This is a genomic window from Streptomyces sp. SudanB52_2052 (genome assembly GCF_964272415.1).
Taxonomy (GTDB): Bacteria; Actinomycetota; Actinomycetes; order Streptomycetales; family Streptomycetaceae; genus Streptomyces; species Streptomyces olindensis.
The window spans coordinates 2,317,549-2,339,783 of sequence record NZ_OZ186796.1; the positions used below are offsets into that span (position 1 = coordinate 2,317,549).

At 72.1% G+C, this 22,235-nt stretch carries 19 protein-coding genes and 1 riboswitch; of the genes, 6 read left to right on the forward strand and 13 right to left on the reverse strand.

All coding sequences use genetic code 11. The annotated features are described in order from the left end of the window. Window positions 1-243 precede the first annotated feature (243 nt). On the reverse strand, window positions 244-1,476 hold the full coding sequence (locus ACSUPV_RS10070; RefSeq protein WP_359789425.1) for a sensor histidine kinase: 1,233 nt from the start codon (window positions 1,474-1,476) through the stop codon (window positions 244-246). Window positions 1,477-1,482: 6 nt separating this feature from the next. Continuing rightward, a complete protein-coding gene (locus tag ACSUPV_RS10075; protein WP_003993508.1) occupies window positions 1,483-2,136 on the reverse strand; it encodes a response regulator transcription factor in 654 nt (217 codons plus the stop codon). A 455-nt stretch (window positions 2,137-2,591) separates the two neighbouring features. Here ACSUPV_RS10075 and ACSUPV_RS10080 point away from each other — a divergent pair, with 455 nt between their 5' ends. Next, on the forward strand, window positions 2,592-2,765 hold the full coding sequence (locus ACSUPV_RS10080; RefSeq protein WP_010035018.1) for a hypothetical protein: 174 nt from the start codon (window positions 2,592-2,594) through the stop codon (window positions 2,763-2,765). Between the two features lie 128 nt (window positions 2,766-2,893). On the opposite strand, the gene ACSUPV_RS10085 is transcribed toward ACSUPV_RS10080, so the two are convergent. Next, the gene (locus ACSUPV_RS10085; RefSeq protein ID WP_037761641.1) at window positions 2,894-3,709 is read right to left on the reverse strand and encodes an inositol monophosphatase family protein; all 816 of its coding nucleotides are present in this window, start codon (window positions 3,707-3,709) and stop codon (window positions 2,894-2,896) included. Window positions 3,710-3,717: 8 nt separating this feature from the next. Next, the gene (locus tag ACSUPV_RS10090) at window positions 3,718-4,845 is read right to left on the reverse strand and encodes a ferrochelatase (protein WP_037761639.1); all 1,128 of its coding nucleotides are present in this window, start codon (window positions 4,843-4,845) and stop codon (window positions 3,718-3,720) included. A 185-nt stretch (window positions 4,846-5,030) separates the two neighbouring features. Between ACSUPV_RS10090 and ACSUPV_RS10095 the strand changes: the two genes are divergently transcribed. The 3 genes from ACSUPV_RS10095 (at window position 5,031) to sepH (ending at window position 9,118) form a co-directional block, all read left to right on the forward strand. Continuing rightward, window positions 5,031-6,269 (forward strand): MFS transporter, encoded by a 1,239-nt coding sequence (locus ACSUPV_RS10095; RefSeq protein ID WP_037761638.1) that lies wholly within the window; start codon window positions 5,031-5,033, stop codon window positions 6,267-6,269. Continuing rightward, complete coding sequence (locus ACSUPV_RS10100) at window positions 6,229-7,548, forward strand: D-arabinono-1,4-lactone oxidase (protein WP_037761636.1); 1,320 nt, start codon at window positions 6,229-6,231, stop codon at window positions 7,546-7,548. Before ACSUPV_RS10095 ends, ACSUPV_RS10100 begins: the two co-directional genes overlap by 41 nt. Before the next feature lie 529 nt (window positions 7,549-8,077). Beyond that, window positions 8,078-9,118: a septation protein SepH gene (gene sepH, locus ACSUPV_RS10105; protein ID WP_031116863.1), complete on the forward strand. Its 1,041-nt coding sequence runs from the start codon at window positions 8,078-8,080 to the stop codon at window positions 9,116-9,118. Between the two features lie 66 nt (window positions 9,119-9,184). Here the strand turns inward: sepH and ACSUPV_RS10110 are convergent, their stop codons facing one another. Then, the gene (locus tag ACSUPV_RS10110) at window positions 9,185-10,036 is read right to left on the reverse strand and encodes a sulfurtransferase (protein WP_031116864.1); all 852 of its coding nucleotides are present in this window, start codon (window positions 10,034-10,036) and stop codon (window positions 9,185-9,187) included. Window positions 10,037-10,293: 257 nt separating this feature from the next. Here ACSUPV_RS10110 and ACSUPV_RS10115 point away from each other — a divergent pair, with 257 nt between their 5' ends. Continuing rightward, complete coding sequence (locus tag ACSUPV_RS10115) at window positions 10,294-11,097, forward strand: VOC family protein (protein ID WP_436947347.1); 804 nt, start codon at window positions 10,294-10,296, stop codon at window positions 11,095-11,097. Between the two features lie 19 nt (window positions 11,098-11,116). On the opposite strand, the gene ACSUPV_RS10120 is transcribed toward ACSUPV_RS10115, so the two are convergent. The 4 genes from ACSUPV_RS10120 to ACSUPV_RS10135 form a co-directional block, all read right to left on the reverse strand. Continuing rightward, window positions 11,117-11,767 carry a thymidine kinase gene (locus ACSUPV_RS10120; protein WP_436947348.1) on the reverse strand — a complete coding sequence of 217 codons (651 nt, stop codon included), beginning with the start codon at window positions 11,765-11,767 and terminating at the stop codon, window positions 11,117-11,119. A gap of 43 nt (window positions 11,768-11,810) precedes the next feature. Next, complete coding sequence (locus ACSUPV_RS10125) at window positions 11,811-13,007, reverse strand: alkaline phosphatase family protein (protein ID WP_031116867.1); 1,197 nt, start codon at window positions 13,005-13,007, stop codon at window positions 11,811-11,813. Further along, on the reverse strand, window positions 13,007-13,594 hold the full coding sequence (locus tag ACSUPV_RS10130) for a DUF5998 family protein (RefSeq protein WP_031116868.1): 588 nt from the start codon (window positions 13,592-13,594) through the stop codon (window positions 13,007-13,009). Before ACSUPV_RS10130 ends, ACSUPV_RS10125 begins: the two co-directional genes overlap by 1 nt. A 71-nt stretch (window positions 13,595-13,665) precedes the next feature. Further along, window positions 13,666-16,596 carry a bifunctional acetate--CoA ligase family protein/GNAT family N-acetyltransferase gene (locus ACSUPV_RS10135; RefSeq protein ID WP_382610917.1) on the reverse strand — a complete coding sequence of 977 codons (2,931 nt, stop codon included), beginning with the start codon at window positions 16,594-16,596 and terminating at the stop codon, window positions 13,666-13,668. A gap of 174 nt (window positions 16,597-16,770) precedes the next feature. Between ACSUPV_RS10135 and ACSUPV_RS10140 the strand changes: the two genes are divergently transcribed. Beyond that, on the forward strand, window positions 16,771-17,052 hold the full coding sequence (locus ACSUPV_RS10140) for an HPr family phosphocarrier protein (RefSeq protein WP_003993478.1): 282 nt from the start codon (window positions 16,771-16,773) through the stop codon (window positions 17,050-17,052). 192 nt (window positions 17,053-17,244) lie between these two features. Here the strand turns inward: ACSUPV_RS10140 and ACSUPV_RS10145 are convergent, their stop codons facing one another. The 4 genes from ACSUPV_RS10145 to ACSUPV_RS10160 form a co-directional block, all read right to left on the reverse strand. Continuing rightward, complete coding sequence (locus ACSUPV_RS10145; RefSeq protein WP_031116871.1) at window positions 17,245-17,940, reverse strand: GntR family transcriptional regulator; 696 nt, start codon at window positions 17,938-17,940, stop codon at window positions 17,245-17,247. A 184-nt stretch (window positions 17,941-18,124) separates the two neighbouring features. Beyond that, window positions 18,125-18,913, reverse strand: a complete 789-nt coding sequence (locus tag ACSUPV_RS10150) for a M23 family metallopeptidase (RefSeq protein WP_037761630.1) — start codon at window positions 18,911-18,913, stop codon at window positions 18,125-18,127. Window positions 18,914-18,926: 13 nt separating this feature from the next. Next, window positions 18,927-19,091: riboswitch (cyclic di-AMP (ydaO/yuaA leader) on the reverse strand. 190 nt (window positions 19,092-19,281) lie between these two features. Next, window positions 19,282-20,670 (reverse strand): M16 family metallopeptidase, encoded by a 1,389-nt coding sequence (locus ACSUPV_RS10155; protein WP_382610924.1) that lies wholly within the window; start codon window positions 20,668-20,670, stop codon window positions 19,282-19,284. Next, the gene (locus ACSUPV_RS10160; protein ID WP_037761627.1) at window positions 20,667-22,037 is read right to left on the reverse strand and encodes a M16 family metallopeptidase; all 1,371 of its coding nucleotides are present in this window, start codon (window positions 22,035-22,037) and stop codon (window positions 20,667-20,669) included. The genes ACSUPV_RS10155 and ACSUPV_RS10160 overlap by 4 nt, the downstream gene beginning before the upstream one ends. Between the last annotated feature and the right edge of the window lie 198 nt (window positions 22,038-22,235).

The window sequence follows — 22,235 nt, forward strand, 5'->3', positions numbered from 1 at the left end:
TGGGGACCGTACACGGTCCTAATGCCGCACTTCAAAGGCGTCTCACCGTGTACTTCCCGTGATCAAGACCCCCGAAAACCGGGATTTTCCCGGCTTTCCGACAGCAGGCATGATCACGGAGAGTAGATGGCTGGAAAGGCGCCTCTGTGATCGATCACACACGGGGCACGTGCGGCGATGTCTCGGGAATTCCGCGTAAAGCGAACATCTTCGAGTGCCCGCGCGTTGATCGGCGCCATGATCTCAGATGGGCAGCGTGACCCGCATCACGAGTCCACCCCCTTCGCGCGGCTGGGCATAGATGTGCCCGCCGTGCGCCCGGGCCACCGACCGGACGATGGACAGACCGAGTCCGACGCCCTTGTCGCTGCCCGTGCGCTCCGTACGCAGCCGCCGGAACGGCTCGAAGAGGTTGTCGATCTCGTACGCCGGCACGACCGGGCCCGTGTTGGAGACGACCAGGATCGCCTGGCCGTGCTGGACGTCGGTGGTGACCTCGACCCAGCCGTCCTCGGACACGTTGTAGCGCACGGCGTTCTGCAGCAGGTTCAGGGCGATCCGCTCCAGCAGCACGCCGTTGCCCTGGACGACCGCGGGCTTCTGCTCGCCGCGGATGCGCACGCCCTTGGCCTCGGCCTCGCCGTGCACCTGGTCGATGGCCTGCGACGCGACCTCGGCGAGGTCCACCGGCCCCCGCTCGACGATCTGGTTGTCGCTGCGGGCGAGCAGCAGCAGGCCCTCCACGAGCTGCTCGCTGCGCTCGTTGGTGGCCAGCAGGGTCTTGCCGAGCTGCTGGAGCTCCACCGGCGCGTTCGGGTCGGACAGGTGCACTTCCAGGAGGGTGCGGTTGATCGCCAGGGGCGTTCTCAGCTCGTGCGAGGCGTTGCCGACGAAGCGCTGCTGAGCGGTGAAGGCGCGCTGCAGCCGCTCCAGCATGTCGTCGAAGGTGTCCGCCAGCTCCTTCAGCTCGTCGTCCGGGCCGTCCAGCTCGATCCGGCGGGACAGGTCCGAGCCCGCCACCGTGCGTGCCGTGCGGGTGATCCGGCCCAGCGGGGACAGGACGCGGCCGGCCATGGCGTACCCGAAGGCGAAGGCGATGACCGCCAGGCCCAGCAGCGCCAGGAGCGAGCGGCTGAGCAGGTTGTCCAGGGCGTGCTGGCGCTGATCGTTCACGCACTGGTTCATGGCGTTGTTGAACTCTGCGGGCGAGGCCTGGTCGGGCAGGTTGCAGATGTCGCTGGTGACCTTGCCCTCGACGATCTTGAACGGCAGGTCGCTGCCGACGTTCAGTGCCTGCGCGGCGAGCAGGTAGATGATCGACAGCAGCAGGATGCCGGCGATCAGGAACATGCCGCCGTAGAGCAGCGTGAGCCTTATGCGGATGGTCGGGCGCAGCCACGGGAAGGGCGGCACGGGCCTTCTGGGGTCCCAGGTGGGCTTGGGAGGCGCCTGCGGGGGCGCGGGAGTCGTTGCCACGGGGTATCAGATCCGGTAGCCGGAGCCGGGGACCGTGACGATGACAGGCGGCTCGCCCAGCTTGCGGCGCAGCGTCATGACCGTGACGCGGACGACGTTCGTGAACGGGTCGGTGTTCTCGTCCCAGGCCTTCTCCAGCAGCTGCTCCGCTGAGACGACGGCGCCCTCGCTGCGCATCAGCACCTCCAGGACGGCGAACTCCTTGGGCGCGAGTTGGACCTCCTTGCCGTCGCGGAACACCTCGCGGCGGTTGGGGTCCAGCTTGATCCCGGCGCGCTCCAGGACGGGCGGCAGGGGCACGCTGGTGCGCCGGCCGAGGGCGCGGACGCGGGCGATGAGCTCGCTGAACGCGAACGGCTTGGGCAGGTAGTCGTCGGCGCCGATCTCCAGGCCCTCCACGCGGTCGCTGACGTCGCCGGAGGCCGTGAGCATCAGCACACGCGTGGGCATGCCGAGCTCGACGATCTTGCGGCAGACGTCGTCGCCGTGCACGAGCGGGAGGTCGCGGTCGAGGACGACCACGTCGTAGTCGTTGACGCCGATGCGCTCCAGGGCGGCCGCACCGTCGTACACGACGTCGACGGCCATGGCCTCCCGGCGCAGTCCGGTGGCCACCGCATCGGCGAGCAGTTGCTCGTCCTCGACGACGAGTACGCGCACGTCCCTAGTCCTTCCTGATGTCCACCCGCGTAGCGCCTGATGGACGCACGCGGGCAGGGTTTTCGACGGTGTCGGTGTGTTGCCCTCCATCCTGCCCTTTTCGGCCGTAAGTCGGCGGTAAGGCAGGTGAGCGCCCGGTGGCGGAGCGGGCGGGGAACGGTGACCGGAGGGGGAAGAACGGGGGAAGGAGCGGGAATACGAGATTTTCTCCTCCGGTTAGGTTTCCTCGGAAGGGAGCTTGGGGAGGACGGCTTTACATCCCACGATCACGCTCTGCTGGTACCGCGCCACCATGCGGTGCGCATCAATCCGCTTTTCCGCAGGGCGGGCGTGGGTGTCCGGCACCGTCGCCGCCCAGCAGAGCGGCGCTGGGCATCCACATCAGACGTGATCGTCCCTTCCGAACGGCACACCCCCGTGCCATCGACCCACGACCCAGGACGAGGGGGCGCAGCATGGACGCATTCACCGCAGGACTTCTGCAGCGCATAAGGGCGACCGAGTCCGATCTGTCCCGGGCTCGCGACGAGGGCGACGACTTCCTCGTCGAGGTGGAGCAGGGTGAGCTCGACGACCTGCGCCGCCTCGCCGCCGAGCACGGTGTGGAGGTCGGCGCGACGAGCGTCTGATCAGGCCGTACGGAGCGGGCCCCGGCGAATCCAGCGCCGGGGCCCGCTCCGTCGTCTTACGACGGTCCGAGGAGGCCTCGGTGAGGGCCTCTGTCGGTCCGAGGGGGCCTCTGTGGGTCGGGGCCGCCTCAGTCGTGCCAGGCGCCGAAGTCCTCCAGGAGGCGCTGGAGGGGCTCGAAGACGCCCGGGGACCCCGCGATCGCCAGGTCGCCCGAGGGGCGCTCTCCGTGGCGTCCACCGGTCAGCGCGCCCGCCTCCCGGGCGATCAGGTCCCCGGCGGCGAGGTCCCAGGGGTGCAGGCCGCGCTCGTAGTAGCCGTCGAGGCGTCCCGCGGCCACGTCGCACAGGTCGACCGCGGCCGAGCCGCCGCGCCGGATGTCGCGCAGCAGCGGGATCAGCCGCTGGGCGACCTCCGCCTGGTGGGTGCGGACGTCGGCGACGTAGTTGAAGCCCGTCGAGATCAGCGCCTGGTCCAGGGGCGGCGCGGGGCGGCAGGCCAGCCGGCGCTCGCCGTCCCAGGCGCCGGTGGCCCAGGCACCGCCGCCGCGCACCGCGTGGAACGTCTCGCCGCGCATCGGTGCCGTGACGACTCCGACGACGGTCTCGCCGTCCTGCTCGGCGGCGATGGAGACGGCCCAGGTGGGCAGCCCGTACAGGTAGTTGACCGTGCCGTCGAGCGGGTCGATCACCCAGCGGACGCCGCTCGTGCCCTCGGTGGAGGCGCCCTCCTCGCCGAGGATCCCGTCGTCCGGGCGGCGCTCGGCGATCAGGCCGGTGATGAGCTTCTCCGCCGCGATGTCCATCTCCGTGACGACGTCGATGGGGCTGGACTTGGTCGCGGCGACCGCGAGGTCGGCCGGGCGGCCGTCCCGCAGCAGCGCGCCGGCGCGGCGGGCGGCCTCCTGGGCGAGTTCGAGCAGGTCCGTGTGCAGGGGGTCGGTCACAGGGCTCCTCACGCGTAGGGGCTGTCGGCGCCCGCGGCGGCGGGCCGGGGGGCGCGGGCGGGGCAGCAGCCGACGGGGCAGAGCTGGTGGCTCGCCCCGAGGGCGCCGAGGGCGCAGGGGGTGACCTCCTGGCCGCGCTCGACGGCGGCGCGCTCCACGACGAGCTCGCGGACCGCGGCGGCGAACCTAGGGTCGGCGCCGACGGTGGCCGAACGGCGCATCGGCAGCCCCAGTTCCTCGGCCTTGGCCTTGGCCTCCGTGTCGAGGTCGTAGAGGACCTCCATGTGGTCGGAGACGAAGCCGATGGGGGCGATCACGACGGCCGGGACGCCGGCCGCGTGCCGCTCCTCCAGGTGGTCGCAGATGTCGGGTTCCAGCCACGGGATGTGCGGGGCGCCGGAGCGCGACTGGTAGACGAGCTGCCAGGGGTGGTCGACGCCGGTGCGCTCGCGGACGGCCTCGGCGATCAGCTTCGCCACGTCCAGGTGCTGCTTCACGTACGCGCCGCCGTCGCCGTGGTCCTCGACGGGCCCGGAGGTGTCGGCGGCGGCCGTCGGGATCGAGTGCGTCGAGAAGGCGATGTGGGCGCTGTCCCGGACGTCCTCGGGAAGCTCCTCGAGCGACCGGATCACCCCGTCGATCATGGGCTCCAGGAAGCCGGGGTGGTTGAAGTAGTGCCGCAGCTTGTCGATCTTCGGCAGCTCCAGGCCCTCGCTCTCCAGGGCCGCGAGCGCGTCGGCGAGGTTCTCGCGGTACTGGCGGCAGCCCGAGTACGAGGCGTAGGCACTGGTGGCGAGGACCAGGACGCGGCGACGGCCGTCGCGGACCATCTCGCGCAGGGTGTCGGTCAGGTACGGCGCCCAGTTGCGGTTGCCCCAGTACACCGGCAGGTCCAGGCCGTGGTCGGCGAAGTCCTTGCGCAGGGCGTCCAGCAGGGCGCGGTTCTGGTCGTTGATGGGGCTGACCCCGCCGAAGAGGAAGTAGTGCTGCCCGACTTCCTTGAGGCGTTCCTTGGGGATGCCGCGCCCCCGCGTCACGTTCTCCAGGAACGGGACCACGTCGTCCGGGCCTTCCGGGCCGCCGAAGGAGAGCAGGAGGAGGGCGTCGTAGGGGCTGGCATCGCGCGCGTCTGGCATGACTCCGATCCTGCCACCCTGCACTGACAGCCGGGAAACGGCGGGGTGACACCTGGGCGCGGACCGCTGGTGGCACAGGGACGCGAGCCGGGTCGGGACTGGACCGTACGAGTGCGTCGGGGCGTTCGGAGCCGTAAGCTGTGTTGACTGCGTTCGCAGCTTACTGAGCCCTTCCGGAGACCCCGTTGCCCAGTCCCTACCGCGCCCTGTTCGCCGCCCCCGGCACCAAGGGTTTCTCCGCCGCGGGCCTCCTCGGCCGGATGCCGCTGTCGATGATGGGCATCGGCGTGGTGACGATGGTCTCCCAGCTCACCGGGCGGTACGGCCTGGCCGGTGCCCTGTCGGCGACGATCGCGCTGGCGGCGGCGGTGGCCGGACCGCAGGTCTCGCGTCTGGTGGACCAGTACGGGCAGCGGCGGGTGCTCCGCCCGGCGACGCTGCTCTCCCTCATCGCGGCGGCCCTGCTGCTGCTCGCCGCGCACTACGGGTGGCCGGACTGGGTGCTGTTCGTGGCCTGTGTCGGCATCGGCTGCGTGCCGAGCGTCGGCGCGATGATCCGGGCCCGCTGGGCGGCCCTGTACCGGGGCACGCCGCAGCTGCACACCGCGTACTCCTTCGAGTCCGTGGTGGACGAGGTGTGCTTCATCTTCGGGCCGATCATCTCCATCGGCCTGTCCACGGCCTGGTTCCCGGAGGCCGGCCCGCTGCTCGCCGCCTGCTTCCTGGCGGTCGGGGTGTTCTGGCTGACGGCGCAGCGCGCCACCGAGCCGGAGCCGCACCCGCGCGAGCGCAAGGGCGGTGGCAGCGCGCTGCGCGCTCCGGGTCTGCAGGTCCTGGTGGCCACCTTCGTCGCCACCGGGGCGATCTTCGGCGCCGTCGACGTGGTGACCGTGGCCTTCGCCGACGAGGAGGGGCACAAGGCGGCCGCGAGCATCGTCCTCGCGCTGTACGCGGCGGGTTCCTGTGTGGCGGGCATGGTCTTCGGGTTGCTGCACTTCGCCGGGGCACCGGAACGTCGGTGGTTGCTGGGCGTGTGCGCCATGGCCGTGAGTATGATCCCACTCCTACTGGTCGGAAACTTGCCGTTCCTGGCCGTGGCGCTGTTCGTTGCGGGTCTGTCCATCGCTCCGACGATGATCACGACCATGTCCCTCATCGAAGAGCACGTACCACGCGCGCAGCTCACCGAAGGAATGACCTGGGTGAGCACCGGGCTCGCGGTGGGGGTCGCACTCGGCTCCTCCGCGGCCGGCTGGGTGATCGACGCGGCCGGGGCGCGTGCCGGGTACGGGGTTCCGGCGGTGTCCGGGGCCGTCGCGGTCGCGGTGGGTTTCCTCGGGTACCGCCGGCTCAAGCGACCGGCGCCGGGTCGGGGAGGCTCCGTTGAGCAGCACAGCGAACGGAAAGAACGGCACGTGGCGTAACTGGGGCGGCAACGTCTCGGCGCGTCCCGCGCGGGAGGTCACCCCGGCCTCCGTCGACGAGCTGGCCGCCGCCGTGCGGCGGGCCGCCGAGGACGGCCTCACGGTGAAGGCCGTCGGCACGGGGCACTCCTTCACGTCCATAGCCGCCACCGACGGTGTGTTGATCCGCCCTCAACTGTTGACCGGTATACGCGGCATTGATCGCGAGAACATGACGGTCACCGTGGAGGCCGGCACCCCGCTCAAGAGGCTCAACATGGCCCTCGCGCGTGAGGGACTGTCGCTGACGAACATGGGCGACATCATGGAGCAGACCGTCTCCGGGGCCACCAGTACCGGCACGCACGGAACCGGCCGCGACTCCGGCTCGATCGCCGCCCAGATCAAGGCTCTTGAGCTGGTCACCGCCGACGGCTCGGTGCTCACCTGCTCCGAGAAGGAGAACCCGGAGGTCTTCGCGGCCGCCCGCATCGGCCTCGGCGCGCTGGGCATCGTCACGGCGATCACGTTCGCCGTCGAGCCGGTGTTCCTGCTCACGGCCCGTGAGGAGCCGATGCCGTTCGACAGGGTCCTCGCCGATTTCGACGAACTCTGGGCCGAGAACGAGCACTTCGAGTTCTACTGGTTCCCGCACACCGGGAACACCAACACCAAGCGCAACAACCGCAGTGCCGGCCCCGAGAAGCCGGTGCCGCAGTTCCAGAGCTGGTTCGAGGACGAGTTCCTCTCCAACGGCGTCTTCCAGGTGGCCAACTGGGTCGGGCGCGCGGTGCCCGCCACGATCCCGGCGATCGCGCAGATCTCCAGCAAGGCCCTGTCCGCACGCACCTACACCGACATTCCGTACAAGGTCTTCACATCTCCGCGCCGGGTCCGTTTCGTGGAGATGGAGTACGCCGTTCCACGCGAGGCCGTGGTCGAGACCCTGCGCGAACTGAAGGCCATGGTCGACCGTTCCGGCCTCCGGATCAGCTTCCCCGTCGAGGTGCGCACCGCCCCGGCCGACGACATCACGCTGTCCACCGCCTCCGGCCGCGACAGCGCGTACATCGCCGTCCACATGTTCCAGGGCACGCCCTACCAGCGGTACTTCACCGCCGCCGAGCGCATCTTCACCGCCCACGAGGGCCGTCCGCACTGGGGCAAGATCCACACGCGGGACGCCGCGTACTTCTCCCGGGTGTATCCGCGCTTCGGCGAGTTCACGGCACTGCGGGACCGTCTCGATCCTGACCGGCGGTTCCAGAACGACTACGTGCGGAGGGTTCTGGGGGCGTAGGCGACACGCCGGAGGCGGTGGGTGCGGGGCACTCGCCCCGCGGCGCTCCGGTGGACGGTCCGGTCGTGACTCCGCCGTCACCCGGGGAACCCGAGTCCGAACGCCGGAACTCGTCGAGGGGCGGAGGCACTTGTTCCGATTCCGGTGATTACGTGAAGTTCCCCACGTTCAAGATCGCGGAATCGGGGCAGGGTGCGACCGAGTCCCGCCCCTTGTCAGAAGTTGGGCGGCGTGCCGATCCACGCACGTGGCCCGAATGGAGTACTGTTGCGAGCCCTGGGTTCCGGTCTCCCGTCAGGGTGTACGGGGCCTTTAAGGACCGCCGGGAGGGGGCTAGTTGCACAGGGTGACAGAGTTCGTCACTTAGCGTTGCGAATAGGTAACCGTGCCATAACGGCGATCCAGGGCCCGCGCCCGACACGCCGGGCAACTCGGCAAGGTTGTGGCAGGCTGCACCCGGGCAGGCCACACTCGACTAGCGGAAGCAGCGACGCACGTGACGTCGGCAGGCACCACCCGGGAGGTCCCCATGCCCGAACTGCGTGTCGTGGCCGTCTCGAATGACGGCACACGGCTGGTGCTGAAGGCTGCGGACAGCACGGAGTACACGCTTCCGATCGACGAACGGCTCCGCGCCGCCGTGCGCGGCGACCGTCCCCGCCTCGGCCAGATCGAGATCGAGGTGGAGAGCCACCTCCGCCCCCGCGACATCCAGGCGCGTATACGTGCCGGCGCGACCGCGGAAGAGGTCGCGCAGATGGCAGGCATCCCCGTCGACCGGGTCCGCCGCTTCGAGGGACCCGTGCTCGCCGAGCGTGCGTTCATGGCCGAGCGGGCCCGCAAGACCCCCGTCCGCCGCCCCGGCGAGAACTCCGGTCCGCCGCTCGGCGAGGCCGTGCAGGAGCGGCTGCTGATGCGCGGGGCCGACAAGGACACCGTCCAGTGGGACTCGTGGCGTCGTGACGACGGCACGTGGGAGGTCCTGCTGGTCTACCGCGTCGCGGGCGAACCCCACTCGGCGAGCTGGACGTACGACCCGCCCCGGCGGCTCGTCCAGGCCGTCGACGACGAGGCCCGCTCGCTGATCGGCGAGTCCGACGACCTCGCCGCGCCCGAGCCCAGCTTCCCGTTCGTGCCGCGGATCGCCCGGCTCCCGCGCGACAGACCGCTGGACCGTTCCGCCGACCGCGAGCGGCCCAGCCTGCCCCCGGCGGCCTCCGAACCCGTCGAGGAGAGCACCGGCGAGCGGGACTCGCTGACCAGCCTGCTGGAGGCGGTGCCCAGCTTCCGCGGCGACCTGGTGGTCCCGGAGCGCCCCGCGCCGGAACCGGAGGAGGAGCCCGTCGCCGAACCCGAGGAGGAGGAGCCCCCGGCCCCCGCCGCCTCGGCCGGTGCCGGTTCCGCCTACGCGGATGTCCTCATGCCGCGCTCCGTCGGCAGCCACCGCGACCGGCTCATCGGCGCCACCGACCGCCAGGCCGAGGCCGACGGCGTCCGCCCGGGCCGCCGAGCGGCCGTCCCCAGCTGGGACGAGATCGTCTTCGGGACACGGCGCAAGAAGCAGGAGTAGCAGCCCGACCGGCTGCACGAGCACGAGGGCCGCGCCGTCCGGGCGCGGCCCTCTTCGCGCGTCGGGCTACTGGGGATCCGGCCCCACCGCGACCGGCCGGCCCGGGTCCGAGGACCACTCCGACCACGAACCGACGTACAGGTCCGCCGGAATGCCCGCGACCGCGAGCGCCAGGACCTCGTGGGCCGCGGAGACGCCCGACCCGCAGTACACGCCGACCCGCGAGCCCTCGGACACGCCGAGCGTCTTGAAGCGCTCCCGCAGCTCGCCCGCGGGGAGGAAGCAGCCGTCCGCCCCCACGTTCTCCGTGGTCGGCGCCGACACCGCACCCGGGATGTGCCCGGCCACCGGGTCGATCGGCTCCACCTCGCCCCGGTACCGCTCCCCCGCCCGCGCGTCCAAGAGCACCCCGGACCGCGCCAGCCCCGCGGCGGCATCGGCGTCGAGCAGCCCCGTCGCTCCCGGCTCCGGCACGAAGTCACCCTCCTCGGGGGTCGGCACGGACTTCTCCAACGGCCCCTCCCAGGCCGGCAGCCCGCCGTCGAGGACCCGCACGTCCGGGTGGCCCGTCCAGCGCAGCAGCCACCACGCCCGGGCCGCCGCCCAGCCCTGGCCACCGTCGTAGACGACCACCGGTGTCCCGGACGACACGCCCGCGCGGCGCATCGCGGCCCCGAAACGCGCGAGATCGGGCAGCGGATGCCGGCCGCCCTCGCCCGGAGCGGCGGCCAGCTCCCGGTCCAGGTCGACGTAGACGGCACCCGGAAGGTGCCCTGCCTCGTACGCGGCCCGGCCGTCGAACGGCGGCTCACCGGCCCCCTTGGCCGCGGTGAGCTGCCAGCGGACATCGAGCAGGACCGGCGGATGGGCGCCCGCCAGGACGCTCGCGAGGTCGGATGCGGAGATGATGGCGTTCATGGCCCCATCCTCGCGCACGGGGCTCGTCCGAGCCGCCCGCCTCAGGCCCCTCGGCCCGGCCGCACCGGCACGATCACCTGCCGCACGGGAACAGGCACATGGTGTACAGCTGAACGACACCTGCCGATAAGCGCGCCGCAAGGGACAGCGCCGAGCACATCGGGCATTCTCCCGGACAAGGGTCGCCCCGCAGGGCGTGCCCGCCCCACGAGGGCCGCGGAGAACACGGCCGGCACGAGGCCGAGAAGAGAGTGACGATGACCGACGCACGGGGGTCCACCGGCCCGCACGGCGAAGCACCCGCTCGACACACGCCCGGCACGCCCTGCTGGGTGAGCCTGATGGTGCACGGCCTGGCCGCGACCAAGGAGTTCTACGGGGCGCTGTTCGGCTGGGAGTTCCGGCCCGGCCCGCAGCAGCTCGGCCCGTATGTGCGCGCGCTGCTCGACGGGCGTGAGGTGGCGGGCATCGGTCAACTGCCGCCGGACCGCCACCTGCCCATCGCGTGGACGCCCTACTTCGCCTCGCAGAACACCGATCTGACGGCCGAGACCGCACGCAGCTGCGGCGGCACGATCGGCGTGGGCCCGCTGGACGCCGCCGACGCCGGCCGGCTGGCCATCGGATCCGACCCGTCGGGCGCGGTCTTCGGCATCTGGCAGGCCTCCGCGCACCTCGGCACGGCCGTCTCGGGCATGCCCGGCACGCCCGCCTGGAACGAGCTGCTCACCTTCGAGACGGCGAGCGTCGCCAAGTTCTACCGAGCGGTGTTCGGCTACGAGGAGGAGCCCGTGGTCTCCGCCGACTTCGACTACGTGGCCCTGCACCTCGGCGGGCGACCCGTCGCCGGGGTCCACGGCCTGGGGCAGGCCCTGCCCCGCGACCGGGGCCCGCACTGGGTGACGTACTTCCAGGTCGCCGACGTCGACGACGCCCTGGACCAGCTCGTCCACCTGGGTGGACATGTCCTCAAGCCGGTCCACGACACGGCACACGGCCGCGTGGCGGCGGTGGCGGACCCGGAAGGGGCGCGGTTCGCGCTGCTGCAACCGACGTGCTGACAGCCCGTACGGCCACTGGTCAGACGGCGGTCACCGGCAGCACATCCGGCGACAGGGCCGCCGCCCGGGCCGTCGCCGCGGTCATCCGGCGACGATGGTGGCGGCGGCACAACACCTCGTAACCGACCTCGTCGGCGGAGTGCGTGACATCACCGACGACCACCTGGGCACCCTCGACGACCATGACGCCGCCTATCGTGCGGGCGTTGTGCGTGGCGCGGGCGCCGCACCAGCACAGGGCCTCGACCTGGAGCACCTCGACCCGGTCGGCCAGTTCCACCAGCCGCTGGGAGCCGGGGAACAGCTTGGAGCGGAAGTCGGTCGTGATGCCGAAGGCGTAGACGTCCAGGCCCAGGTCGTCGACCACGCGCGCGAGTTGGTCGATCTGCTCCGGCGCGAGGAACTGCGCCTCGTCGGCGATCACGTAGTCCGCGCGGCCGCCCTGCGAGAGGTGGTCGACGAGGTAGGCGTACAGGTCCTGCCCGTCCTCGACCTCCACCGCGTCCGTGACCAGGCCGAGGCGCGAGGACAGCTTGCCCTCGCCGGCCCGGTCGTCGCGCGAGAAGATCACGCCCTGGAGGCCGCGCGCCGAGCGGTTGTGCTCGATCTGGAGAGCCAGCGTCGACTTCCCGCAGTCCATGGTTCCGGAGAAGAACACCAGCTCGGGCATGACGAGTTGAGCACCTTTCGGTGGAAGGGGTCGGCGTGCGGTCTCAGGAGCGTACTTCGAGCAGGGGGACCAGCTGCTCGGCAGGGGTCATCGAACCGTGGTTGCCGACCATCGCCGACTCCTTCGGCTCCCGCTCGGAGGCGATGAGCAGGACGTCGTCCCGGGCGGCGGCGACCACGTCGCCGATACGGCTGTACACCCGCTCGTCGATGCGCGGGCCGAACCAGCCCGCCGCGATGGCCTCGTCGCGCGAGGCGACCCAGAACTGCTCGCCGAGCACCTCGCGCCAACAGGTCAGGACGTCGTTCGCGGCGCCCGGCACGGCATAGACGTGGCGGGCGCGGCCCTCGCCGCCGAGCAGGGCGACTCCGGCGCTCAGCTCCCAGTCCTCGTCGAAGTCGATGCGGTGATCCTCGTCGAAGGGCACGTCGATCATGCCGTGGTCGGCGGTGATGTACAGGGCGCTGCGCGGCGGCAGTTGCTCGGCCAGGCGCTGGACCAGGCGGTCGGCGTACATGAGCTGGCCGCGCCAGGTGTCGGAGTCGACGCCGAAGCGGTGGCCGGCGCCGTCGACCTCGGCGAAGTAGGTGTACACCAGGGAGCGGTCGCCCGCGGCCAGTTGCTCGGCCGCCAGGTCCATACGGTCCTCGCCGGTCAGCCGCCCGACGAACGTTCCGCCGCTGAGCGCGACCTTGGTGAGCGGGGTGTTCTCGAAGGTCGGGGACGACACCTGCGCCGCGTGCACACCCGCCTTGTGGGCCAACTGGAAGACCGTGGGGTACGGCTGCCAGGGGCCGGGCGGGGTCCACGGCTGCCAGCGCAGCTGGTTCATCAGCTCGCCGGTGTCCGGGTTGCGCACCGTGTAGCCGGGCAGGCCGTGCGCGCCGGGCGGCAGGCCGGTGCCGACGGAGGCCAGGGAGGTCGCCGTCGTCGCCGGGTAGCCGGCGGTCAGCGGACGTCCCGTGCCGCCGCGCGAGGTGGCGAGCAGGGACGTCATGAAAGGGGCGTCCTCGGGATGCGCCGTGAGCTGCTCCCAGCCGAGGCCGTCGATCAGGAACACGCAGTTCCGGTCGGCAGGGGTCAGCTCGGAGATCGTGGCGCTCGTGCCGGGCACGCCCATGCCGGCGGCCAGCGTGGGCAGGAGGTCGGCGAGCGAGCCGCTGCCGTACTCGGGGGCCGGTGCGGAGGCGACGGTGAGCGGTTCGGGATGGTGGTCCCAGGCCGTTTTCGGCTGTGCCATCAGCGCGCGGTGTCCGCGGTCGCCTCGGAGAGGGCCTGCGCGAAGGCGAGTGCCTGGCGCACGGTCTCCGGTCCGTCCCCGGCCTCGCTGACGCGCAGGCTGAGGTCGTCCGCCGTCGAGTTGCCGGTGTAGCCGTGGTCCGCCTCGCAGTTGGGGTCGCCGCAGGCGGCCGGCTCCAGGTCGATGCGGGAGACCGCGCCCCAGCCGATGGTGAGCACGACCTCGCGGGGCAGGGTGCCCGGCTTGTACGACTCCGGGTTGGCGACCACGCGGCTGACCACGATCGAGGAGATGCGGCCGATCTTCACGGACTCCGTCGACGTCGTGGCGTAGGGCGTCGGGGAGGTGCTGTCGGCGGCCTGCTCGTCGGTGTGGCTGACGATGAAGCGGTTGTCCGTGAGGACGAGCACCGTGACGTGCCGGCGCACCTCGTTCTGGTCGAACGTCGTCTCCTGGTGGACCAGGTACGACCGGATGGGCTCGCCGCCCACGGCGGCCTCCACCGCCTCGGCCACGAGGGCCGGGTAGTAGCCGCTGCGCTCGATCGCCGCCCGCAGCCCCTGGGTCGTCGTACTGGTCTTGGCCATGACGCCCATCCTACGGGGGACCACTGACTGCGAGGCACCGCTCGCCCCTGTTCCTAGGGGGGAGGGCCTCCTCAGTACGCGGGGAGGGTCCGCGGGCCGAGGTCGTCGCGGGCGGGTGGTGGTGCGAGGCGGACGGAGGCGCCCAGGACGCTGAGTCCGTGCGAGGCGACGACGACCGGTTCGAGCGTGACCGCGACGACCTCGGGGTGGTCGTCCACCAGCCGGGACACCCGCAGCAGCAGTTCCTCCAGGGCGCGGGTGTCGGCCGGGGCGGAGCCGCGCCAGCCGAACAGCAGGGGGGCCGTGCGGATCGACCGCACCAGCGAGGCCGCCTCCCGGTCGGTGACCGGGATCAGCCGGTGGGCCGTGTCCCCGAGCAGCTGCGAGGCGGCTCCGGCCAGCCCGAAGGAGAGCACCGCTCCGGCCGCGGGGTCGATGACGGCCCGTACGACGACGTCGACGCCGCGCGGCGCCATCCGCTGCACGACGGGCCGCAGCTCGTCCGGTGTGCCGAACAGCTCGGTCAACTCGGTGTACGAGCGGCGGAGTTGGTCCTCGTCGGCGAGGTCGAGGCGGACGCCACCCAGGTCGGCGCGGTGCCTGAGGTGCGGGGCGGTGGCCTTGAGGGCGACGGGGTAGCCGAGGGTGCGGGCGGCCTCGGCGGCGGCGTCGGCGGTCGGGGCGGGCAGGGCGCGGTGGACGTGGATGCCGTAGTGGCCGAGCAGGTCGCAGGTCTCTTCGGTGCCGAGCGTGAGTCCCTGCCCGCGCGCGAGGAGCCCGTCGATGAGTGCTGCGGCGCCCTTCTCGTCGATGTCCTCGTACTCGGGCACCTTGCCGGGGTCGGCGGCGTCGCGGCGCCACTGCGCGTAGGTGACGGCCTGGGCGAGGGCGCGGACGGCGCGTTCGGCTGCGGGGTAGGCGGGGATGAGGTGGGCGCCGTCCGGGGTCTCGGCGGTGGGCGGCCGGTCTTCGGCGGGCGGGCGCTCTCCGGCAGGGGGCCGCTCTCCGGTGGGCGGGCGTTGTCCGGTGAGGGACCGTTCTCCGGTGGGCGGGCGTTCTCCGGCGTACGGGCGTTCTCCGGTGGGCGCCGGTCCGGGGGTGGTGTGTGCGGTTGTGGCCGCCCCGAGCTGTGGTGCCGTGCTCGCCGCTGCCGACAGGGCCTCGGCCAGGCCGCCGAGCTCCACGTGCACGACCAGCACCGGCTTGGCCGGGGCCGCGGCCGCCGCCGACCTCAGGGCCTCCGCGAGGGCCGCGTCGGCGACCGAGCCCTCCCCCACCGCCGGTATGGCGGTGACGACGACCGCGTCGCACCGGTCGTCGGCCAGCGCGCGCGCGAGGGCCGCGTGGAAGTCCGCCGCGGAGGCGGCCGTGGTCAGGTCCTGCGGCGGATGCGGCCGGAGGCCCTCGGCGAGGCACGCGTCGTACGTGAGCAGGCCGAGCGACTCGGAGTTGCCGAGGATCGCCACCCGGGGGCCGGCGGGCAGGGGCTGGCGCGCGAGCAGGAGGCCTGCGTCCACCAGCTCCGTGATCGTGTCGACCCGGATGACGCCGGCCTGTCGCAGCAGCGCCGACACGGTCGCGTGCGGCAGCCGGGTCGCCCGCACGGCGTGTCCCTGGGGAGCGGCGCCGTGGCGTGCGCCCTGGACAACGACCAGCGGCTTCGCGGCGGCCGTCCGGCGGGCGAGGCGCGTGAACTTGCGGGGGTTGCCGATGGATTCCAGGTACATGAGGACGACGTCGGTTTCCGGGTCCTCGTACCAGTACTGGAGGACGTCGTTGCCGGAGACATCGGCCCGGTTTCCGGAGGAGACGAAGGTCGAGACGCCGGTCACGCCCGTGACGCCCCCGCCGCGGCGGTGCAGCCGGGACAGCAGGGCGATGCCGATGGCGCCGGACTGGGCGAACAGGCCGATCCGCCCCGGGCGCGGGGTCTCGGGGGCGAGGGAGGCGTTGAGGCGCACCTGGGGGGAGGTGTTGATGATGCCGAAGGCGTTCGGCCCGATGATCCGCATGCCGTACGTGCGCGCGTGCCGCACGAGGGCGCGCTGGCGTTCGCGCCCTTCGGGGCCGCTCTCGGCGTATCCGGCGGAGACCACGACGAGCCCTTGCACGCCGTGTTCGCCGCATTCGGTGACGACCTCGGGGACGTGCTCGGCCGGCACGGCGACGACCGCGAGGTCCACGGGGCCGTCGATGTCCCGCACGGAGCGGTGGGCCGGCACCCCGTCGAGCTCCTTCTGCTCCTTCGGGAGGGCCTTGTTCACGGCGTACAGGCGGCCGGTGAAGCCGGCGTCGCGGATGTTGCCGAGGACACTGCGGCCCACGCCGCCCGGGGTGCGCCCGGCGCCGATGACGGCGACCGAACCGGGCGCGAGCAACCGCTGCACGGACCGCGCCTCCGCGCGGTGCTCGCGCGCGTACTGCACGGCGAGGGAGCGGTCGGTCGGTTCGAGGTCGAACTCCAGGCGGACGACGCCGTCCTCGAAGCTGCGTTTCTGGGTGTACCCGGCGTCCGTGAACACCTTGATCATCTTGGTGTTGGCGGGCAGCACCTCGGCGGCGAAGCGGCGGATGCCGCGCTCGCGGGCGACGGCGGCGATGTGTTCGAGCAGGGCGGAGGCGACCCCGCGGCCCTGGTGGGCGTCCTGCACCAGGAAGGCGACCTCGGCCTCGTCGGCGGGTCCGGAGGCGGGCGTTCCGTCCGGGCCGATCCGGTCGTAGCGTACGGTGGCGATGAACTCGCCGCCGACCGTGGCCGCGAGTCCCACCCGGTCCACAAAGTCGTGGTGCGTGAAGCGGTGGACGTCCTTGGCGGACAGGCGAGGGTACGGCGCGAAGAAGCGGTAGTACTTCGACTCGTCGGAGACCTGCTCGTAGAAGCTGACCAGGCGCTCGGCGTCATCAACGGTGATGGGCCGGATGCGCGCGGTACCCCCGTCGCGCAGCACCACGTCGGCTTCCCAGTGGGCGGGATACTCGTGCCGGTCCGGCGAGGTCTGCATGGGCCCCAGAGTACGGCTAGCGTCCGACAACGGCGCGAGGCAGTCTGTGGAGGGCGTCAGTCGGGTCGAGGCCGCGACCCGACGGCACCCCCGGAGTGGAACGACAGGACCGCTCCAGGCTTCACGTATGGAAAACTGGTCTAGACAACCCTGAACACCGAAGGGCAGCAACACATGGCTGAGCGCCGCGTCAACGTCGGCTGGGCCGAGGGCCTCCACGCCCGCCCCGCCTCCATCTTCGTCCGAGCCGCCACGGCCGCAGGCGTCCCGGTGACGATCGCCAAGGCAGACGGCAACCCCGTCAACGCGGCCTCCATGCTGGCCGTCCTGGGCCTCGGCGCCCAAGGCGGTGAGGAGATCGTCCTCGCCTCCGACGCCGAGGGCGCGGACGCCGCCCTGGACCGGCTGGCGAAGCTGGTCTCCGAGGGTCTGGAAGAACTGCCCGAGACCGTCTGAGCATTCTTCCGCGCCTGATCCGGCGCTCCGGAAGGGCTCGCCCGGGTTTCCGGGCGAGCCCTTCGCTTTTCCCCGGCCCCGGGTCGCGCAATTCCCGCCCAGGAGGAGCGTCCAGAGGGAGCGGAATTCCCGTTCACGGGCAGCAGAAATAAACCCCCGCGAATTAGCTGGTCTTTGTATACGGCTCCCGTGTTAATGCCGCAGGCTCGCCGTGTTTACGGGATGTTGCGAGTTCCTCACACGGTCGGCGCGCTCCCCGGCGGAGCCGAAACGGAGCCGGTGCGCGGCCGTCGCGCGCTCGGTGTGCAGCGCCGTGACCGCCCGCGCGCGCTCACTGTCACCGCGCGCCACCGCGTCCACGATCGCGCCGTGCTCGCTCCAGGACTCCACGGGACCGGCCGGCGCCTCCACGGTGTACATCCAGGCGATCTTGTGGCGGAGCTGGGTGAGCACCGAGGTCAGCGCGGGGCTCCCGGAGGCCTGGGCGAGCGTCTCGTGGAACCAGCCGCCCAGGGAGCGCAGGTCGTCGCTGTTGCCCCGGCGGGCGCGCTCCTGGCCCAGCCGGACCAGGCCGCGCAGGACCTTCAGATGGGCCTCGGTGCGGCGCTGAGCGGCGCGGGCGGCGCCGAGCGGCTCCAGCAGCATGCGCATCTCCAGCAGGTCGGCGGCCTCCTGCTCGGTGGGTTCGGCGACGCACGCGCCCGCGTGCCGCCGGGTCACCACGAAGCCCTCGGCCTCCAGGGTGCGCAGGGCCTCCCGGACGGGCACCCGCGAGACGCCGTAGCGGCGTGCGAGGAGTTCCTCGGTGAGCCGGCTGCCGCGTTCGTAGACACCCGCGACGATGTCGTCCCGGATGGCCGTGCACACCGAGTGCGCGGGAATACGCATGACCGACCTCCGTTTAATCCCCGTGAAACGTCGACGAGTGACGCGTGTCCGTGACTCTATTGCAATGAGCCGGAATTTCCGACGGCAGCCCGGAATCCATGGATATTTTTTGGACAGTCGACCGCCGTAAACGCCGAAAGCCCCGGCTCGGTGAGCCGGGGCCGGGGAAGCGGGGCGGGTGCCGTCAGAGGTTCACGCCGTGCGAGCGGAGGTAGGCGAGGGGGTCGATGTCCGAGCCGTACTCGGGGCTCGTGCGGGCCTCGAAGTGCAGGTGCGCGCCGGTGACGTTGCCGGTGGCGCCGGACAGGCCGATCTGCTGGCCGGGCGTGACCTGCTGCCCCACCGAGACGCCGATGGACGACAGGTGGCCGTACTGGGTGTACGTGCCGTCGTTCATCTTGATCACGACCTGGTTGCCGTAGGCACCGCCCCAGCCCGCCTCGACGACCGTGCCCATGCCGACCGAGTGGACGGCGGTACCGCTGGCGGCGTGGAAGTCGATGCCGGTGTGGCTGCCGGAGGACCAGACGGCGCCGCCGGCCTTGTAGCCGGTGGAGACGTAGGAACCCGGGATCGGTGACACGAAGCTGTTGAGGCGCTTGCGCTCGGCCTCGCGGGCGGCGCGCTCCTTGGCCTCGCGGGCCTTCTCGGCCGCCTCCTTGGCCTTCTTGGCCGCTTCGGCGGCCCGCTCGCGGGCGGCCTCCTCGGCCTTCTTCTTGGCGGCGGCCTCCTCGGCCGCGTGCTTCTGCGCGACGGCCTGGGCGTCGATCTGCTGGGCCACGGTGTCGCCCATGGTGACGACGGGGGTGAGGCCGGTCTGCTCGGGGGCGGGTTCGGCGGCGAAGGCGGCCGGAGCGGCCACGGTGCCGATGACGCCGGTGGTGGCGAGGGCCGCGACCCCCGCCGCGCGGGCCGTACCGCGGTGGATCCTGCTGGGACGACGATGCTTCCCGGTGGCGCGGGTGAACGCCATGGAGTGCCTGGTCCTTTCCTTCCTTCTCGCCTACCGGGTTAGCTGACGGGTTCGGAGCAGGAAGGTCTCCTACGGACCCCCTCGCGACTCGCGCGGGCGTCCGATTCACCCCAGGGACTGCGGCTGGGTCCCCGGCTCCCCTGGCTCGCGCCGTACGGGGACTCGGCGATGACTGTCCGGTGCCGCGGGTGCGGCGCACTGCCTGACGAACAGCCCGGACGACGCTAAGCGGGGCCACTTTCAATTCCCAAACGGATCCGGCGTTTTGTAGCGCATCCCACAGGTCAGACAGGCAACCTCCGTACCAATTCGGGCATAAAGGAGCCCTGGTGCCTTAGGAAGACAACCAGGGCTCCTCGCGCGTGCCTCTACTCGGCGGCGACGACCGTGACTTCGCCGATGCCGAGGGCCTCCACCGGGCCCTTGATCTGCGCCGCGTCACCCACGAGGACGGTCACCAGACGGTCCACCGGGAAGGCGCTGACGGCCGCCGCGGTGGCCTCCACGGTGCCGGTCGCGGCGAGCTGCCGGTACAGCGTGGCCTGGTAGTCGTCGGGCAGGTGCTGCTCGACCTGGTCGGCCAGGGTGCTCGCGACGGCCGCCGCCGTCTCGTACTTCAGCGGCGCGACGCCGACCAGGTTCTGCACGGCGACGTCCCGCTCGGCGTCGGTGAGCCCCTCGGCGGCGAGGGTGCGCAGCACCGTCCAGAGGTCCTGGAGGGCGGGGCCGGTGTTGGGGGTGTCCACGGAACCGCTGATGGCGAGCATCGCGGCACCGGTGCCGTCCGGGGCGGACCTGAGGACCTGCGCGAACGAGCGCACCCCGTACGTGTAGCCCTTCTCCTCGCGCAGGACGCGGTCCAGGCGCGAGGTGAGGGTGCCGCCGAGGCAGTACGTGCCGAGCACCTGCGCGGGCCAGACGCGGTCGTGCCGGTCGGGGCCGATGCGGCCGATCAGCAGCTGCGTCTGGACGGCGCCCGGGCGGTCCACGATGACGACGCGGCCGGTGTCGTCGGCGGTCACCGGGGGCACCGGGCGGGGCTCGGCCGAGGACCCGGTCCACGTGCCCAGGGTGTCGCCGAGCAGGGCGTCGAGGTCGATGCCGGTGAGGTCACCGACGACCACGGCGGTGGCCGTGGCGGGCCGGACGTGCTTCTCGTAGAAGCCGCGCACGGCCGTGGAGTCGATCGCGGCGACCGTCTCCTCGGTGCCCTGCCGGGGGCGCGACATGCGCGAGTCCGCGGGGAACAGCTCCTTGGAGAGCTCCTTGGCGGCGCGGCGGGAGGGGTTGGCCAGCTCGTGCGGGATCTCGTCCAGGCGGTTGCGGACCAGCCGCTCGACCTCGCTGTCGGCGAACGCGGGCGCCCTGAGGGCGTCGGCGATCAGGCCGAGCCCCTTGGCGAGCCGGGAGGCCGGCACCTCCAGGCTCAGCCGGACACCGGGGTGGTCGGCGTGCGCGTCGAGGGTGGCGCCGGCGCGCTCCAGCTCGGCGGCGAACTCCTCGGCGGAGTGCTTGTCGGTGCCCTCGGAGAAGGCCCGGGCCATGATCGTGGCCACACCGTCGAGGCCGGCCGGCTCGGCGTCCAGGGGCGCGTCCAGCAGCACCTCCACGGCGACGACCTGCTGGCCGGGGCGGTGGCAGCGCAGCACCGTCAGGCCGTTGTCGAGCCTGCCGCGCTCCGGGGCCGGGAAGGCCCACGGCTTGGCCTCGCCCGCCTGCGGCTGGGGGTGGAAGTCCATCGTGGCGAGCTCGGTCACTTGGCCGCCTCCTCGTTCTCGTCGCCGGCCGCGGCTGCGGTGTCCTCGGCTTCGTCGGTCTCGTCGGCGACGGGCTCGTAGACGAGCACCGCGCGGTTGTCGGGGCGCAGGCGGGCCTTGGCGACCTCCTGGACCTCCTCCGCCGTGACCTCCAGCACGCGCTGGACGGCGGTCAGGGCGAGCTGCGGGTCGCCGAACAGCACGGCGTACCGGCACAGTTCGTCAGCGCGGCCCGCGACCGTACCGAGCCGGTCCAGCCACTCGCGCTCCAACTGGGCCTGGGCGCGTTCCATCTCCTCGGCCGTGGGGCCCTCCTCGGCGAACCGGGCGAGCTCCTCGTCGATGGCGGCCTCGATGACCGGCACCTCGACGTCACCGGACGTCTTCACGTCCAGCCACCCCAGGGAGGGCGCCCCGGCGAGCCGCAGCAGGCCGAAGCCCGCGGTGACGGCCGTACGGTCCCGGCGCACCAGGCGGTTGTACAGGCGGGAGGACTCGCCGCCGCCGAGGACGGTGAGGGCCAGGTCGGCCGCGTCGCACGCGCGCGTGCCGTCGTGCGGCAGGCGGTAGGCGGCCATCAGGGCGCGGGCCGGGACCTCCTCCTCGACGACCTCCCGCAGCTGCTCGCCGATGATCTCCGGCAACGAGCCGTCGCGCGGCGCGGGCTTGCCGTCGTGACCGGGGATGGAGCCGAAGTACTTCTCGATCCAGGCGAGGGTCTGCTCCGGGTCGATGTCGCCGACCACGGAGAGCACGGCGTTGTTCGGCGCGTAGTAGGTGCGGAAGAACGCCCGCGCGTCCTCCAGGGTCGCCGCGTCCAGGTCGGCCATCGAGCCGATCGGGGTGTGGTGGTAGGGGTGGCCCTCCGGGTAGGCGAGGGCGGTCAGCTTCTCGAAGGCGGTGCCGTAGGGGACGTTGTCGTAGCGCTGGCGGCGCTCGTTCTTGACGACGTCCCGCTGGTTCTCCATCGACTCGTCGTCGAGGGCGGCCAGCAGGGAGCCCATGCGGTCGGCCTCCAGCCAGAGGGCGAGCTCCAGCTGGTGGGCGGGCATGGTCTCGAAGTAGTTGGTCCGCTCGAAGCTGGTGGTGCCGTTCAGCGAGCCGCCCGCGCCCTGGACGAGCTCGAAGTGGCCGTTGCCCTTCACCTGGGCGGAACCCTGGAACATCAAGTGCTCGAAAAGGTGAGCCAGGCCGGTACGGCCCTTGACTTCGTGGCGTGAGCCGACGTCGTACCAGAGGCACACCGCCGCGACCGGGGTCAGGTGGTCCTCGGAGAGCACCACGCGCAGGCCGTTGGCCAGGCGGTGCTCGGTCGCTGTCAGGCCCCCGGAGCCTGCCTGGGCTGTGGCCGTGTGACCCATGGGCATGTACGTCCCTTCGATCGCGGAGCGGTCTTCACAACCGCGGTTTCCTGCCGGTCCTGCCACTGTATGCAAGCGTGCGAACCGCCGGTGAAGTTCCCGGGCGGGGTACGCGGAGAGCGAGAGCCGGTGGCGCGTGCCGGACGGGGTGCGGCGGCCGGAGGCCGGGTCCTGGTCCCGGTTGTCAGTGCGTCGGTCCACAAT